The sequence below is a fragment of the Amycolatopsis sp. cg9 genome, assembly GCF_041346945.1.
GTDB lineage: Bacteria > Actinomycetota > Actinomycetes > Mycobacteriales > Pseudonocardiaceae > Amycolatopsis.
The window spans coordinates 1,225,266-1,241,323 of record NZ_CP166850.1 but is presented as its reverse complement, the minus strand read 5'-3'; the positions used below and the strand labels follow the sequence as shown (position 1 = coordinate 1,241,323).

Genomic DNA, 16,058 nt, shown 5'->3' with positions numbered 1-16,058 from the left:
GATGTCGGTTTCTGCGTCTTGCATGTCATTGCCGACACGCACGACCGACTTTAGCGTCGGTGGTACCGACAAGTGGAAGGACAACCATGCCGAGGACGACGCTGCGGGAGCTGAACGGGCTCGACCGGACCCCCGCCGCACTGGCCGGGTCGACGCTGATCCTGGTCGACTACCAGAACACCTACACGCGCGGCGTGATGGAACTGGACGGCTGGCGGCCCGCGCTGACCGCCGCCAAGGACCTGCTCGCCCGGGCCAGAGCCGCCGGGACGAAGGTGATCCACGTCGTCCACGACGGCGGCGCGGGCAGCGCGTACGACGTGCGGGCCGACATCGGCGGCATCCACCCGGACGTCGCCCCGGCCGACGGCGAGCCGGTGGTCGTCAAGGCGGCCCCGAACGCCTTCGTGGGCACCGACCTGGGCGAGCGGGTCGACGCCGCCGGCAACGAGACGGTGGTCGTCGCCGGGTTCATGACGAACATGTGCGTCACGTTCACCGCCGAGGGCGCGTTCCTGCGCGGCAACACCCCGACGGTCGTCGCGGAGGCGTGCGCGACCCGGCCGCTGGCGACCGCGGTCGCGGAGGTGACTGCGGAGCAGCTGCACCACAGCGCGCTGGCGACCATCGCCGACCTGTACGGCGTGGTGGTGGCGAGCGCCGCCGAACTGCGGTAGCCGGCGCCGGTCGTTCGCTGCGGCGGCTGTTCCGGAAGCCGGGCGCGGGCGGCGGTCGGCCCGGCTGCCTGGACTCCCGCCCACGCCGGTGCTTCGTGCGGCGGGTTCGGCGGCGGCTGCTCGGAAGTGGAGTGCGAGCGGTCGCCGGCCCGGCAGCCCGGCCCCTGTCCGCGCCGCCGGTTTGTGCGGCGAGTCCGGTCGGCTCGGACCCGGCCTGCGCCGGAGGCGCGGTTGCCGGGTTCGGCGTGCGGGCGGTAACCCGCGCCGGTCGTTCGCACACCCGGGCCGGCGCTGCTGAACCCGGTGTGCGACCGCCCGGTGACTGGCAGGATCGGGTCCCGTGGCGAACGAACCCGAGCGCGTGCTGCGGACCAGGACGATCCTGCTGTGGGGCGCCGGGCTCCTGGTGCTCGCCGCGCTGGCGGCCACCTTGCTGCTCACCCTGCTGGGCGGCGGCCGCCCGGAGGACTCCGCCCGGCTCGACGCGCTCAAGACCGCCGCGAACATCGTCGTCGGGACCGGGGGTGCCGCCGCGCTGCTGCTCGCCGCGCGGCGGCAGCGGTCCGCCGAGCTGGACCTGGTGCAGAAGGACCACGACGCCACCGAGCGGCGGGTCACCGAGATCTACGGGAAGGCCGCCGACCAGCTCGGCAGCGACAAGGCGCCCGTGCGGCTCGCCGGGCTGTACTCGCTCGAACGGCTCGCCACCGGGTACGCCGAGCACCGGCAGACGATCGTCAACGTGCTCTGCGCCTACCTGCGGATGCCGTACGAGCCCGGCGACGAAACCCTCGAAGAGCTGCAGGTCCGCAAGACCGCGCAGCGCATCCTCATGCTGCACCTGCGGCCCGGCAAGCCCGAGACACCGAACGGCGACTTCTGGCCCGACATCGACCTCGACTTCTCCGGGGCGAAGCTCGTCGGGCTGACGCTCACCCACTGCTCGATCCGGTCGATCGTCTGCCACGGCACGAAGTTCTTCGAGCTGACCTCGCTGCGCGGCACCGAATTCCGCACCAAAGCGGACTTCAACAGAGCCGAGTTCAAGGACCGCGTCGATTTCCGCGGAACCGTTTTCGGCGGTGAACGCGATTCCTTCAACGGCGCTGTTTTCGCTGGTCCGGCCGATTTCGGGAGCAAGTCCGCGGCCCGGCTCGCGGGCGCGACGGCGCAACGGGGATTTCCCAGGACCTGGCCGCCGGGCTGGCAAGAACGGCCGAGCGCCGACCGGCCGGGCTGGGCGGAATTGACACGAAAGGACGAGCCGGGGCAACCGGCGGGCCGATAGGATCGTGTCTTCAGTGAAGTCGCCGTTCCGCGACACGGGAGGTGAACTGGCGATGATTACCGGTCGGGCCGCCTTCTGGGCGTCCCTGGTTTTGCGGATGGACTGCCGCCCGCTGATCGGCGCCGGGCGGATCCTCCGGGACGGGATGACGGCTCAGCGTGCGGCGGCCCTCGGGCCGGAACCGACGTGGACGAGCGGCTTGGTGGCTGCCTGAGGAGTCCTCGCCGGGCGGTCCGACCTCGCCATCGCTGCCCGGAATCACCGACGCGCACCCGGAGGCCCCCGGACCCCGATCGCGCGTGAGGTGGACAACGCCACCGGCCGGCCATTCGCCAATCCGGCCTGGAAGCAGGCCGCCCCCAAGCGGCACGCAACCGGTGCTGCGAAGCCATCGGCCGTGGCTGTGGTCGGATTGGCGACGATCGGCACAGTAGGCTGACGGGCGTGGAGTATGCAGAGCACATCGCAGACCTCGTGGGCAACACCCCGCTGGTCAAGCTGAACTCGTTGACCAAGGGGCTCAAGCCGCTCGTGCTGGCCAAGGTCGAGTACCTGAACCCGGGTGGCTCGGTCAAGGACCGCATCGCGCTGCGCATGATCGAAGCCGCCGAAGCCTCCGGCGAACTGCGCCCGGGCGGCACGATCGTGGAGCCGACGTCCGGGAACACCGGCGTCGGCCTCGCCATGGTCGCGCAGCGCAAGGGCTACCAGTGCGTGTTCGTCTGCCCGGACAAGGTCAGCGAAGACAAGCGCAACGTGCTCAAGGCGTACGGCGCCCGCGTCGTGGTGTGCCCGACGGCGGTCGCGCCCGAGCACCCCGACTCCTACTACAACGTCTCCGACCGCCTGGTCCGCGAGATCGACGGCGCCTGGAAGCCCAACCAGTACGCCAACGCGCAGAACCCGGAGAGCCACTACCTCTCCACCGGCCCGGAGCTGTGGAAGCAGACCGACGGCAAGATCACGCACTTCGTCGCGGGCGTCGGCACCGGCGGCACGATCTCCGGCACCGGCAAGTACCTCAAGGAGGTCAGCGACGGCCGGGTGCAGGTGGTCGGCGCCGACCCGGAGGGCTCGGTCTACTCCGGCGGCAGCGGCCGGCCGTACCTGGTCGAGGGCGTCGGCGAGGACTTCTGGCCGGACACCTACGACCGCGGCATCGCCGACGAGATCATCCCGGTCTCCGACGCCGACTCGTTCCAGGTCACCCGCCGGCTCGCGCTGGAAGAAGGCCTGCTGGTCGGCGGCTCGTGCGGGATGGCCGTCGCGGCCGCGCTCAAGCTCGCCGAGCGGCTCACCGAGGACGACGTCGTGGTCGTGCTGCTGCCCGACGGCGGCCGCGGCTACCTGACGAAGGTCTTCAACGACACCTGGATGTCCTCCTACGGCTTCCTGCCGCCCGACTCCTCCGGCGCGACGGTCGCCGACGTGCTCACGAAGAAGAGCGGCTCGCTGCCGAACCTGGTGCACTCGCACCCGAACGAGACGGTCGCCGAGGCCATCGCGATCCTGGCCGAGTTCGGCGTCAGCCAGATGCCCGTGGTCAGCGCGGAGCCGCCGGTGATGGCCGCCGAGGTCGTCGGCGCGGTCAACGAGCGCGACCTGCTCGACGCGCTGTTCACCGGCAAGGCGCAGCTGGCCGACCGGCTCGACCGGCACATGTCCCCGCCGTTGCCGACGATCGGCGGCGGCGAGCAGGTGAGCTCCGCGATGACGGCGCTGGAGAGCGCCGACGGTGCCCTCGTGCTGATCGACGGCAAGCCCGCGGGCGTGGTCACCCGGCACGACCTCCTGGGTTTCCTGGCCGGGCGCTGAACACAGCCTGAGAAGTGTCTTAATCGGCGGACCCGGCAGGGGCGTTACGAGCGCCCTGCCGGGTGATCCGATAGCGTGAGCGCGAGTAGAACACTTTCGCGTCCTCGTCAAGGGGGTTCAAGACCCACATGAGTGCACCGCAGCCACCGAACCAGCCGTGGGGTGGCGGCCAGCCACCTCAGGGCCCGCCGAGTGGCCCCCAGCCGCAGCAGGACCCGTTCGGCAGCCCGGAACCGACCCAGGTCGTCCAGCCCGCCCAGCCCCAGCAGGGTGGTTCCCCGTTCGGGGAGACGCCGGAACCGACCCAGGTCGTCCAGCCTGCCCAGCCGGGTGACGGCGGGGCGGGCGCGACCCAGGCGATGCCACCGGTCGACGCGAACGCGACCCAGATGGTGAACCCGGTCGGTGGCGGCGATGCCCCGGTCGCGGACTCCACGCAGCTGGTGCCCCCGGGCTCCCAGCCGCCGCCGGCGATCCCGTACACCCCGCCGCCGAGCGCGGCCGACAACCCGGCCGCGGCCTTCGGTCAGCAGCCGGGCGGGTTCGGTCAGCCGGAGCAGCAGGGTGGTTTCGGCCAGCCCGGTCAGCCGGGCGGGTTCGGGCAGCAGCCGGGCGGCTTCGGCCAGCCGGGCCAGCCCCCGCAGGGCTTCGGCGGTCCCGGTTTCGGCGGCCCGCAGCAGCCGGGCTTCGGCGGGCAGCCGCCGCAGCCGTTCGGAGCCGCTCCGGCGGCGGGCGGCAACGGCCTGTTCGGCTACATCGCCGGCGGCATCGTCGCGGTGCTGGGCCTGATCGCGCTGATCATCTCGTTCGGCTACATGAGCGACGCGAGCGACTACTCGAAGCTCTTCGACAGCGCGCCGAGCCAGGAAGCGATCAAGGACGTCCTCGACCGGCTGGGCATCGTCGGTCCGGGCACCGTGTGGTTCTACGTGATCATGATCCTGGTGGGCTCGCTGCTCTCCCTCGCCGGAGGCGTCGGCCTGGCGCTCGCGGGCAAGCTGGGCGGCATCAAGAAGTTCGTCCCGATCGTGGTCGTCGCGGGCGGTGCGTTGCTCACGGTGTTCGCGCTGCTGCTCAAGATCGGGATGACCCCGAACGCCGAGGCGCTCGCGCAGGTTTCCGCGTCCGCCAAGGACACCTTCGGCCTCGGTCTCCCGCCGCTGATCCTCGGCGTCCTCATCCTCATCGCGGGTGTGCTCGGCCTCGTCCCGGCGACCGCGCAGTTCGTCGGTCTCGGCGGTGGCGGCGGTGCCGCGCCGGCCGGGCCGCAGGGCTTCGGCGGTCCGCCACAGGGCTTCGGTGGCCCGCAGCAGCCGGGCGGCTTCGGCCAGCCGGGCCAGCCCGGTCCGCCGCCGCAGGGCTACGGCCAGCCGCCGCAGGGTTACGGCCCGCCTCCGGGCTACGGCCAGCCGGGCGGCCCCAACCCGTCCAGCGGCGGGTTCCCGCAGCCGTCGAGCGGGGGCTTCGGTCAGCCGGGCCAGCCGCCGCAGCAGGGCGGGTACGGCCAGCCGGGTCAGCCGCCGCACGGCTACCCGCAGCAGCCGGGCCAGCCGCCGCAGGGTTACGGCCAGCCGCCGGGCCAGCAGGGCCCGCCGAGCGGCGGGTTCGGCCAGCCCGGCCAGCCGCCGCAGCAGTGGTGAACTGAGCGCCTTTCGTGCCCCGGAGCCCATTCGGCTCCGGGGCACGCTGCATTCATGGTCGAATTCGCAATTGTCCGAAGAGGACAAAAGGTCGCGTGACGTGATTTCTGCCGGTACCGCACAATAATGATCTTGGGTTCCGCCGTCCGGCCGAATTCCGTTCCGATTCCGGACTGCTTCCCCCATTCCGGTCTAAGGTGAGCGCAGTCGTACTTGGCTTGCCTGATGGGGGACTGGTGACCGGATATCCGGTAGCGCGTTCGCATTCGTATTCATCGACTCGGCCATCCGGAGTAACGGCGGTGCTCGCCGGTCTGCTCGGTATTCCGGCCGCGGTCGCCGCGGGATACGTACCGGTCAAGATCTTCCTCGACATGCCGGCCGAATTCAGCCTCGGCGCGCTGCCGGGTCTGGTGCTCGTGGACTTCGCCGGCTACCTCCTCGCCGGGCTCGTCCTGCTCCTCGGCTCGCTGGCGACGCTGTTCCGCGCGACGGCGGGCGCGGTCCTGCTCGGCATCGGCGCGCTGCTGGCCATCGGGGCGCTGCTCACCGAGCCGCTGTCGATGGGCGTGCCGCTCGGCCGCTTCGCCGACGCGATGTTCACCCACGGCGGGCTCGCCATGGTCGACCGGGTCGGCCTCGCCACGCTTTCGGTGCTCGTGCTGGTCCTGGCCCTCCTGCCGCCGACGTTCCGCTACCTGCGCTACCGCGCCGCGCTGCCCGCCATGGCCGGTCCGGGTGCGTACCCGTCGTCGTCGCGGAGCTGGTGAGTTCCGCCCCACGGGACCGGCAGGCCGCCCCCGCTGATCACGAACAGTAACCGGTCGTATCCTCGGGCGTACCCGCCCCGCCGGCAGGGCGGCCGACCCCCGGGCTGGTGCCGCATGACCACCTCCACTGAAGGCCGCACAGCGCTCGCCGCGGCGGTGCTGGCCCTGCTCGGCGGCCTGCTCTACGCGGCGGGGCTCGTCCTGGACGTCGGTACGCTCGCCCGCTTCCCGGCCGACGCGGCCCGCGTCGGCGTCCACGCGGCGGTCGACGCGGTATTGGCTTCGGTCCTCCTGCCCGGCGGCGTCCTGCTGCTGCGCCGGCACCCGATCGGCCGGATCGGCTGCGTGGCCGGTAGTTCGGCGGCGCTGCTCGCGACGCTGACGTCGCTGGTCCTGGCGGCCACCGGCCTCGCCGTGGTCGACCTCGGCGGCCCCGGCGACCTGGCCGCGGGCGGGCTGGCCGCGCTCGCGCTGGTGCTGCCGCCGGCGGCCGCCACCCTGGCGCTGGCGGCTTCGCGGCCGGCCGCTCGCTGGGTCGGGGTGGCGCCGGCCTGATCTCCGGCCGTGCGGAGTTCGATTCCGGCGGTGTCGATCGCGGCGGGCCCGGTGACCTGGCCTCGGTCCGACCGGCCGGTCGGACTGAGACCCATCCCACCTGACGGGAATGTTCACGCCAGGCCTTACGCTGAACAGATGGTGGACGACTACTCCGAACTGGGCTTCGAGACCCGCGCGATCCACGCGGGGCAGAAGCCCGACCCCCGCACCGGCGCGGTGATCGTGCCGATCTACCAGACCTCGACCTACGCGCAGGACGGCGTGGGCGGGACCCGCGAGGGCGACTTCGAGTACTCGCGCACCGCGAACCCGACCCGCTCGGCGCTGGAGGAGGCGCTGGCCTCGCTGGAAGGCGGCCGGCACGCGCTGGCCTTCGCGTCCGGCATGGCCGCGTCCGACGTGGTGCTGCGCAGTACCCTGCGCCCCGGTGACCACCTCGTGCTCGGCAACGACGCGTACGGTGGCACGTTCCGCCTGATCGACAAGGTGCTCAGCCTCTGGGGCGTCGAGCACACCGTCGCGAACCTGGCCAACCTCGACGAGGTGCGCGCGGCGATCCGCCCCGAGACGAAGCTGATCTGGTGCGAGTCGCCCACCAACCCGATGCTCGGCATCGCCGACATCGCGGGCCTGGCCGGGGTCGCGCACGACGCCGGCGCCCGCCTGGTCGTCGACAACACCTTCGCGACGCCGTACCTGCAGAACCCGCTCGCGCTGGGCGCGGACATCGTCCTGCACTCCACGACGAAGTACCTCGGCGGCCACTCCGACGTCGTCGGCGGCGCGGTGATCACGAACGAGGACGAGCTGCGCGAGCAGTTCTTCTTCCTCCGCAACTCCGCGGGCGCGGTACCCGGCCCGTTCGACGCCTGGCTGACGCTGCGCGGCATCAAGACGCTGGCCCTGCGCATGGAGCGGCACAGCGACAACGCCGAGCGCATCGTCCAGGCGCTGGTGAACCACCCGAAGGTGGCGAAGGTCTACTACCCGGGCCTGCCGGAGCACCCGGGCCACGAGGTCGCGGCGAAGCAGATGCGCCGCTTCGGCGGCATGGTCTCGTTCAGCCACGCGGACGGCGAGCAGGCGGCGCTGGAAGTCGCTTCGCGCACGAAGCTGTTCATCCTCGCGGAGTCGCTGGGCGGCATCGAGTCGCTGATCGAGCACCCGGGCAAGATGACGCACGCGAGCACGGCGGGCTCGACCCTGCAGGTCCCGGCCGACCTGCTGCGCCTCTCGGTCGGCATCGAAGACGGCCGTGACCTGGTCGCCGACCTGCTGGCGGCGCTCGGCTGAGGCGTCAGTCCAGCTCTTCGGCGAGCCCGACGACGATCCCCTCGGGACCGCGGACGTAGCACAGCCGGTAGACGCCCCCGTACGGCTCGATCTCGCCCACGAGCTCGGCGCCGTGCGGGCGCAGGCGGTCCAGGACGTCGTCGAGGTTCTCGTCGAGCGCGAACATGATCCGGCGGTAGCCCAGCGTGTTCGACGGCGCGAGCTTCGGCTCGGGGACGACGGCCTTCGGCTGGTGGAACTGCGCCAGCTCGATGCCGCCGTTGCCGTCCGGCATCCGCAGCATGGCGATGTCCTGCTTGACGTCCTCGAGGCCGATCACGCGCTCCGCGAAGCGCCCTTCGAGCGGACCCTTGCCTTCGAGCTGCATGCCGAGTTCGACGAAGAACGCGATCACGGCGTCCAGGTCTTCGACGACGATGAGGATGTTGTCCATCCGCTTGAGCGCCAACGGGGTTCCTCAGGGGTTGTAGTTGCCGTGCACCACGCCACCGGGCTTCGAAGTGCCCGTGGCCGGCAGCTTGGAGCCGTCGACGCAGCCGCCGACCAGCTCGACGTGGCTGTCGTGGCGGATGTACTGGGCCGGCGAGCCGCACGAAGCGCTGTCCACCGTGATGTACGCGGCTCCGGTGAGCGCCGCGGCCGAGGCCAGCCCGATCACGAGCGGGACCAGCCCGGCGGACCGGGTGGCTCGAGCCCGTCGAGCGTCGTTCCCCCGTGCCATGAGTTGCTCCCTGTTTACCGCGTGTTGACGGGTCCCAGGGTACCCGGCCCGCGGTCCGGTCAACCTGTGGATCTCCTGAGTGGCATAGTCCGGCCCATGGAACTCGTCACCCTCGAGCGCATCCAAGCCGCCCGGGAGCTCCTAAAAGGAGTGACCCGGGTGACGCCGATGGAGCACGCACGCGACCTGCGGAAGCTCCACGGCGGTCCGGTCCACCTGAAGTGCGAAAACCTGCAGCGCACCGGCTCGTTCAAGATCCGCGGCGCCTACACCCGCATCGCCGGCCTCACCCCGGCCGAGCGCGAGCGGGGGGTCGTCGCGGCCAGTGCCGGCAACCACGCGCAGGGCGTCGCGCTGGCGTCGTCGCTGCTCGGCGCCAAGTCCACCGTCTTCATGCCGCTGCGGGCCCCGCTGCCGAAGCTGGCCGCGACCCGCGGCTACGGCGCCGACGTCCACCTCCACGGCGCGCTCCTGGAGGAGACGCTCCGGGCCGCGGTCGAGTTCGGCGAGCGGACCGGCGCGGTGTTCATCCACCCCTTCGACCACCCGGACGTCATCGCCGGCCAGGGCACGGTCGGCCTCGAGATCCTCGAGCAGGTGCCGGGCGTGAAGACCGTCCTGGTCGCCACCGGCGGCGGCGGGCTGGTCGGTGGGGTCGCCTCGGCGGTCAAGGCGCTGCGCCCGGACGTCCGCGTGGTCGGCGTCCAGGCCGAGGAAGCCGCGGCGTACCCGCCTTCGCTGGCCGCGGGCGCGCCGGTGCGGCTGAGCCAGACCTCGACCATGGCCGACGGGATCGCCGTCGGCGAGCCGGGCCTGGTCAGCTTCGCGCACGTCGAGTCGCTGGTCGACGACGTCGTGACGGTGTCCGAGCAGTTCCTGTCCCGCGCGGTCCTGCTCTGCCTGGAACGGCGGAAGCTGGTGGTCGAGCCGGCCGGCGCGGCGCCCGTCGCGGCGCTGCTGCAGCACCCCGGCGCCTTCGAGCCGCCGGTCGTCGCCATCCTCTCCGGCGGCAACGTCGACCCGGTGCTGCTCCTGCAGATCATCCAGCACGGCATGACCGCGGGCGGCCGCTACCTGCGGCTCCGGCTGCGCGTCCCGGACCGCCCCGGTTCCCTGGTCGGCGTGCTGGCCTGCGTCAGCGAGCTCGGCGCGAACGTGCTCGACGTCGAGCACTCGCGCATCTCCGGCACGCTCGACCTCGGCGAGGCCGACGTCGAGCTGGCGCTGGAGACCCGCGGTCCCGAGCACTGCAAGGACGTCGAGCGCGCGCTGACGGACGCGGGCTACACGGTCGTCTGAGGCTGCTCGCCGGTGATCGCGGTGAGCGCGAGGTCCTTCGCGGCTTCCGGCACCTCCGTCGGCGCGGTGAAGCGCCGGGCCCGGATGTGGGCGACCAGCTCCGGGTCCGGTGGCACGCCGTGTTCGCGCAGGTAGTACGCGACCGCCCCGGGCCACGCCCAGACGCCGTCGGTGCGGAAGTTCATCGGCACCGCGTCCGCGCGGTCGGGCGCGAACGCGTCCGGGCCGTTGCTGCGCGAGGCCAGGATGACCGGTGCCGCGTCGAGGTAGCCGAGCACCCGCTCGATCTCGGCGGGCAGGAGCGGCTGACGGCGGATGAGCGGGCGCCCGGCGGCGTCGACACCGTCGTAGATGCGCGGGGTGCGCACTTCACCGTCACCCGGCGGCGGGGTCAGCCCGGCCTTCTCCCGCAGCCAGGCCGGGATGTTCTCCTCGGCGCGCGGGAAGAACCGCAGCTCGTCCTGGAACCCGATCGGCGGCGGCTGCTGCCGGAACGGCGGCTCCAGGTCGGGCCGCACGAAGTCGACGTCCGGCGGCTGCCCCGGTTCGAAGACCAGGATCGCGCCCAGCCACGTGCCGAGGCCGGGCTGGTACATGCCCGAGCGCAGCACGCCGAGCAGGCGCACGACCTCCGGCGGGGGCGGCACCGCACGGGGCCGCCCGTCCGGGCCGGTCACCAGCAGGTCGGCTTCGACGTGCCGGCCCGCGGCGCGGTACTCGACCCGCAGCTGCCCCCACCCCGGCGGCCCCTGCGCGGCCAGCACCGCGCCGATCTGGCGGACGAGCTCCTGCTGCTGCTCCGGCCGCAACGGCCCCGGTGACTGGGTCATGGTCAGGCTCCTTCGGCGCCTTGGCGCAGCCAGTCGGGCGTGCGCCGTTCGGAGCGCGGGTAGCGCCGCAGCTCTTCGGCGAACGCCGCGGCGGGCGGCCGCTCACGGAAACCCGGGTCTTCGGTCGCGTTGAACTGCGCTTTGACCGAGTCGGGGAAGCGCATTTCGTACTTCAGGCTCACCCAGGTGCCCCGGCCGTCGGACAGCGAGGCGGCGCGGTGGCGGCGGAGCAGGTCGAGCACCTGCTCCGGCGGGGTCCACGGGTAGACCGTGCCGGTGATCGAGTGGACGACCGCGCCGGACTCCTCGTGGTCGCCGACCGCCCGGTACTGCAGCTGGACGTAGTCCCAGCCCGCCGGGAGGGTGAACTTCAGGTAGTCGGCGACGTTCTTCAGCAGCGCGTTGGGGTCGTCGGGCGGCCGCTCCCCGCCGGCCTCGCCCTTGATGCCCTCCCGGTACCAGGCGGGCGTCCACTCCTCGTCGCGGAAGTAGGCCTCGAAGTCCTGCTGCCAGACGTCGGCCTCGAGCGGCGGGTCCCACAGCGGGTCGAGGTCGAAGTTGTAGGAGACGCGGTACTCGCCGTCCGGCTCGATGACCAGCCGCAGCGACAGCCAGGTGCCGCGGTCCCGCACGTACTTCTTGTTCCGCAGCTCGAACAGCAGCGGACTGACGTCGGGCGGCGGCTCCATGCGCGCGGCCGCGCCGTCGGGCATGACGACGGCCAGCGCGATCTCCTCGACCGCCGCTGTCAGCCGGACGGTCATGTCGATCCGCCGCCACCCTTCGGGAGCGGCGTCCATCAGCCAGCCGCCGATCCAGCGGACCACCTGGTCCTCGTCCGCCTCCCGGAGATCAGGTCCGGGTGGGGGGTACCACGGGGGCTGGGTTCGGGACATTCGGGAAGCTCCTGTAGTTGTACGTGCGGGTGCCGTCGGGGTGGATTCTTTCGGACATCACGTGCAGCCGCTCGGGTGTCTCGGTGTTCGGCGTCGACGGCGCGTCGGCGTAGACACGTGTCGTGCCGTGGTCGCCACCGCCCCGCTCGAACGTCTGGCGGTCGATCTCCATCTGCCGCCAGTTGTCCGGGTTGCCGACGCTGTGGTTCTGCTCGTAGAGCTGGGGAACCATGCCCATCCGGCCCTGCAGCCCACCCGACCGGTGGTCGGCGGTGTGCCCGCCGCGGTTGACGGTGGTGCCCGGGTGGTCTTCCAGCCCGACGTGGCCGGTGCGTTCCTGCGGGCCGAGGCCGACCCGCTTCGTCGCCGGGCTGGAGTAGTCCGGCTCCCAGGAAACGGCGGCGTTGCCGTGCTCGTCGACGTGGTAGTGCATGTTTTCGGCGCCGATCTCGTACTTGGCGCCGCGCACCGGCATGCCGTCGGGCCGGCCGGCGTGCTGGTCGTGCATCGTGTGCTGGTCACCCGTCTCCGGGTTGATCATGCCGCGCTCGTTGTCGTGCCACGTCTTGATGTGCGTGAACTCCGGCGGGTTGTCGCCACTGGTGTAGAAGGTGCCGTGCCACTGGTCGGTGCCGTCGGGCGCCTTCGAGTAGACCTCGTACCGGCTGTTCGGCTTGAGGTCCTCCGGCGGCGTGGCGCCGAACGGGCCGTCGCCGTTGTGACTCGGGTCGTAACCGGTGATCCGGCGCTCGACGGGCGGCGGCGTCATCGGCGGGTCGAAGTGGTCGATGTCCAGCTCGGGACGGCCGTCCGCGTCGGTGTGGAACTCGAACTGCCCCTCGCCGGTGTTGACCCGGTAGTCGACGTCGCCGTGCAGGTGCGAGGCGTCCGGGTTGCCGACCTCGACGCTGTTGTTCCCGACCCGGGTGTTCGGCACGTCGGCATCGATGTGCGTGATCCGCGGCGGCGTCTCGCCGTTCGTGTAGACGCGCGTGAACCGCCCGTCCGGATCGGTGACCTCGTACCGCGTGTTCGGCTCGAGGTGCCGCGGGTTCGCCGGGTCGTAGAACCGTTCGTTCCGCCCGAGGGTGACGTCCTCGTGCCGCTTGAACTCCGGCTCCTGCCACCCCTCCCCGAGGTCGTGCATGTCCGGGTGGTCCTTGCCCCGGGCGAGCGCGCTGTCGGCGTCGACGTCGTGCGCGTCCCCGTGGTGGCTGTCCGGCGCGAACCCGTTGTCGCCGGCGCGGTGGGCGGAGCCGTCGGGGTGGTGGGTGTTCCATTCGCCGTCGGGTGGGATGCGGGGTCGCATGCGGCCGTCGGGGCCGATTTCGTAGTCGGAGGAGAAGACGCGGCCGTGGGAGTCGGTCCAGGCGGGTTTGGTGGGGGCGAGGACTTCGGTGTCGAGTTCGCGGGAGAGCCGGTGGGCGAAGTCGTTGGAGGAGGCGTCGCACCCGATGAGCCGCACGGGGCGGCCGTCGTAGTCGGCGTTGCGGCGGAGGATGTCGGCGAATTGTTCGGGGGTGTAGAGGCGGTCGCCGATGCGGGCGTGTCCGTCGGGGGTGACGTGGACGTCGACGGTGTAGCGGCCGTCGGGGTCGGGGTGGACGCGGTGGGGGAGGTCGCCCATGTCGGGGTCGCCGGCGTGGTAGGAGCTGCCGGAGGGGGTGTGTTCGGCGTGGCGGGTGTTGACCTCCTCGGGGGTGAGGGGGTCGTGGTGGGGGGTGTTGGCGTCCGGGTCGGCGGGGTCGTGGTTGCTCGGGGTGTTGTCGTGCGGGCCGTTGCCGTGACTGTCCGGGGTGTGGCCGGTGCCATCAGGGCGGTGGGTGCCGTGGCCGTTGCCGGTGGGGCCGTGGCCGGCGTTGCCGGGCCGGGTGGCCGGGGTGTCGGCGCCGGGCGTGCGGGTGCCGGGGGTGCCGCCGTCGGGTCGGGGCCGGGTGCCGGGGATGTCGGGTGCGTGGGTGCCGGGCCCGTAGCCGCCGCGGGCGGCCGGGGCGGGCGCCTCGGGCGTGCGAGGCCGGCCGGGCAGGTCGCCGCCGGGGCGGGGACGGCCGGGCGCGTCGACGTGCGCGCCGGGACTGCCGGGGGTGCCGGTCCAGCCCCCACCACCGGTGCGCGGGGAACCCCCGCCGAGCCCGCCACCGCCGGCGGCGGGTGCGCCGCCGGGTGGCATCCCCCCGGCCATGGGTGCCCCGCCTTGGGGCGGGACGCCGGGGGTCTCGGCGCCGCGGGGTGCGGGGACGGTGCCGGGGTCGGTGGTGCGGGGTGTGGTGGGTGCGGTGCCGCTGGCGGAGGTGGTCCCGTCGGCGCGGGCAGGCGCGGCGCTGCTGGGGGTGTCGGTGCCGGCGTGCGAGCCGGTCCCGTCGGTCCGTGCGGCGGGGGAAGAGCCGGAGTGCGCGGGAGCGGGAGTGCTGTCGCTGCCTCGTGTCGGTGACGGGCTGGAGTCCCCGCCGGTGTGGGAGGGTTCGCTGCCGCGCGTCGGTGCGGGGCTGTTGTCGCTCGCCCGGGCCGGGGTGTTGTCCCCGGTGTGCGACGGTGTGCTGTCGCTGCCCCGGGTCGGCGACGGGCTGCTGTCCCCGGTGTGCGAGGGCTCGCCGCTGCGGGTGGGTGCGGGGCTGGAGTCGCCCGTGTGGGAGGGCGTGCTGTCGCTGCCGCGGGTGGGTGAGGGGCTGTTGTCGCTCGCCCGCGACGGCGTGCTGTCGCCGGTGTGCGACGGTGTGCCGTCGGTGCCACGGGTGGGTGAGGGGCTGCTGTCTCCTGCGTGGGAGGTCTCGCTGCCGCGGGTCGCCGAGGGGCTGGAATCGCCCGTGTGGGACGGCGATCGAGTCGGCGCGGGACTGTTGTCCCCGGTGTGCGAGGGCGTGCCGTCGTCCGAGCGTGCCGTCGAGGGGCTGCCGTCCGGTGAATCGTCCCCGGCGTGGGACGGGGAGCTGTCCCCGTCCCGGCCCGAGCTGCGGCGGGATCCCGGATCGGGCGTGGAGTCGGTGTTCATCGGGTCCGAACTCGGCGAATCCCCGTCCGCGCGGCCGGACGAGCCATCCCCGTCCGGGGAATCGCCGTCCCCGCCGTGGGCGCGGGCGTGGACCCCGCCACCCTCCCCCTTGGGGATCTTGCGGACGAACCCGCCCTCCTTGACCTTCAACCCGTCCAGGCCGGAGACCTTGCCCAGTACCTTCCCGAACACCTTCGCGATCTTCTCGAAGACGTCGACCAGCTTCGACAGCAGCGGCGACACTTTCCGGATCGTGTCGGTCAGCTTCTTGAGCAGCTCCCCGATCTTCTTGCCCCACTTGGCGATCGCCGCCGACGCCTGCGCGACCACGACCGGGGTGCCGAAGCCGAGGGAGAAGACCTCCTCCATCACCCACGCGATCAGCTTGCCGACCAGGTCGGCGATCAGCTGCCGCACGGTTTCCCGGACGAACGACACGACCTGGCCCATGATCATCGTGACCGTGCTGATCGCCCCGGCCACCGTCGCCGCGCCCGACAGCGCCTCCGAATGCTCGGCGGCGAACTTGCGGTAGGCGTCCGCGCCGGCGCCGGTCCAGCCGGTGGTGCCGTTCTTGACCGCGTTGTCGAAGTCGGTTTTGCGTTCGCCGAGGGCTTTGGAGACGTTGCTCCAGGTGTCGGCGTAGGACTGGATGACCGGGGGGTTGCCGGCGACGGAGTCGAGCATGTCCTTGAGCGGCTGGATGTGTTCCATCAGGAACGAGGCGACCGAGGACATCAGGTAGCCGAACGGGTCGATCGCCGCGCCGGCGATTTCGCCGGCCAGGGAGAGCATGCCGAGGCCGCCGGAGACCCAGTCGCCGTCTTTGATGCCGTTGAAGGCGTCCATCGAGGATTCGGCGATGCCGATGCCGCCGGCCCAGCCGTAGTCGCCGTTGCCGGCGGTGAACGCGCCCGGGCCGTCCGGGTCCTGCTTCGACTCCGCGACGAGCGGATTCCCCTCCGGCATCACGCGCCGCCGGCGGACTTGTTCAGGTCGTCGGCGACGCCGGTTTCGTACTTGTGGTACGCCGCCGCGGCTTCGCGGACCTTGCCGGACACCGCCGTCATCGCTTCCACCGCGTCCTTCAGCGCGTCGATCCCGTACTGCTCCACCGGGTCCAGCATCATCCGGAACGGCTGGCAGAGGATGCCGTACGCGTCCGTCGGCATGCTGACCTGGTTCGCCGCGTCGACGGCCTGCTGCAGCCCGTCACCGATGGCGTCGAGCTGGTGGGCGTGCGCCGTCAGGTCGGTGCTGAGTTCCACATCCGTCATCGGTT

At 72.3% G+C, this 16,058-nt stretch carries 15 protein-coding genes; 9 read left to right on the top strand and 6 right to left on the bottom strand.

Features of this window, described 5'->3' with window-relative positions; translation table 11 throughout:
• The first annotated feature begins 86 nt into the window (after window positions 1-86).
• The 8 genes from AB5J73_RS05500 (at window position 87) to AB5J73_RS05465 (ending at window position 8,041) form a co-directional block, all read left to right on the top strand.
• Entirely contained in the window at window positions 87-677 is a 591-nt protein-coding gene (locus tag AB5J73_RS05500) for a cysteine hydrolase family protein (RefSeq protein ID WP_370968616.1), read from the top strand.
• Window positions 678-1,017: 340 nt separating this feature from the next.
• Window positions 1,018-1,965, top strand: a complete 948-nt coding sequence (locus tag AB5J73_RS05495) for a pentapeptide repeat-containing protein (RefSeq protein ID WP_370968615.1) — start codon at window positions 1,018-1,020, stop codon at window positions 1,963-1,965.
• A 13-nt stretch (window positions 1,966-1,978) separates the two neighbouring features.
• Window positions 1,979-2,179, top strand: a complete 201-nt coding sequence (locus AB5J73_RS05490; protein WP_370968614.1) for a hypothetical protein — start codon at window positions 1,979-1,981, stop codon at window positions 2,177-2,179.
• A 230-nt stretch (window positions 2,180-2,409) separates the two neighbouring features.
• Entirely contained in the window at window positions 2,410-3,780 is a 1,371-nt protein-coding gene (locus tag AB5J73_RS05485; protein ID WP_370968613.1) for a cystathionine beta-synthase, read from the top strand.
• Window positions 3,781-3,908: 128 nt separating this feature from the next.
• Window positions 3,909-5,420 carry a hypothetical protein gene (locus tag AB5J73_RS05480; RefSeq protein ID WP_370968612.1) on the top strand — a complete coding sequence of 504 codons (1,512 nt, stop codon included), beginning with the start codon at window positions 3,909-3,911 and terminating at the stop codon, window positions 5,418-5,420.
• Between the two features lie 302 nt (window positions 5,421-5,722).
• On the top strand, window positions 5,723-6,190 hold the full coding sequence (locus AB5J73_RS05475) for a hypothetical protein (RefSeq protein ID WP_370968611.1): 468 nt from the start codon (window positions 5,723-5,725) through the stop codon (window positions 6,188-6,190).
• Between the two features lie 114 nt (window positions 6,191-6,304).
• Window positions 6,305-6,745 carry a hypothetical protein gene (locus AB5J73_RS05470; protein WP_370968610.1) on the top strand — a complete coding sequence of 147 codons (441 nt, stop codon included), beginning with the start codon at window positions 6,305-6,307 and terminating at the stop codon, window positions 6,743-6,745.
• 138 nt (window positions 6,746-6,883) lie between these two features.
• Entirely contained in the window at window positions 6,884-8,041 is a 1,158-nt protein-coding gene (locus tag AB5J73_RS05465) for a cystathionine gamma-synthase (protein WP_370968609.1), read from the top strand.
• 4 nt (window positions 8,042-8,045) lie between these two features.
• Here the strand turns inward: AB5J73_RS05465 and AB5J73_RS05460 are convergent, their stop codons facing one another.
• Both AB5J73_RS05460 and AB5J73_RS05455 read right to left on the bottom strand, forming a co-directional pair.
• Entirely contained in the window at window positions 8,046-8,489 is a 444-nt protein-coding gene (locus tag AB5J73_RS05460) for a VOC family protein (RefSeq protein ID WP_370968608.1), read from the bottom strand.
• Between the two features lie 9 nt (window positions 8,490-8,498).
• Window positions 8,499-8,762: a hypothetical protein gene (locus AB5J73_RS05455; protein WP_370968607.1), complete on the bottom strand. Its 264-nt coding sequence runs from the start codon at window positions 8,760-8,762 to the stop codon at window positions 8,499-8,501.
• 96 nt (window positions 8,763-8,858) lie between these two features.
• Between AB5J73_RS05455 and ilvA the strand changes: the two genes are divergently transcribed.
• On the top strand, window positions 8,859-10,061 hold the full coding sequence (gene ilvA / locus AB5J73_RS05450; protein ID WP_370968606.1) for a threonine ammonia-lyase: 1,203 nt from the start codon (window positions 8,859-8,861) through the stop codon (window positions 10,059-10,061).
• Here ilvA and AB5J73_RS05445 read toward each other — a convergent pair.
• Genes AB5J73_RS05445 through AB5J73_RS05430 form a run of 4 tightly spaced genes read right to left on the bottom strand, consistent with a single transcriptional unit; the run spans window position 10,046 to window position 16,053 of the window.
• Window positions 10,046-10,891, bottom strand: a complete 846-nt coding sequence (locus AB5J73_RS05445; protein ID WP_370968605.1) for a ferredoxin — start codon at window positions 10,889-10,891, stop codon at window positions 10,046-10,048. The genes ilvA and AB5J73_RS05445 overlap by 16 nt on opposite strands.
• A 2-nt stretch (window positions 10,892-10,893) precedes the next feature.
• Window positions 10,894-11,718, bottom strand: a complete 825-nt coding sequence (locus AB5J73_RS05440; RefSeq protein ID WP_370968604.1) for a hypothetical protein — start codon at window positions 11,716-11,718, stop codon at window positions 10,894-10,896.
• Between the two features lie 25 nt (window positions 11,719-11,743).
• Window positions 11,744-15,745, bottom strand: a complete 4,002-nt coding sequence (locus AB5J73_RS05435) for a hypothetical protein (protein ID WP_370968603.1) — start codon at window positions 15,743-15,745, stop codon at window positions 11,744-11,746.
• Window positions 15,745-16,053, bottom strand: a complete 309-nt coding sequence (locus tag AB5J73_RS05430; protein ID WP_086857447.1) for a type VII secretion target — start codon at window positions 16,051-16,053, stop codon at window positions 15,745-15,747. The genes AB5J73_RS05435 and AB5J73_RS05430 overlap by 1 nt, the downstream gene beginning before the upstream one ends.
• Window positions 16,054-16,058 lie beyond the last annotated feature (5 nt).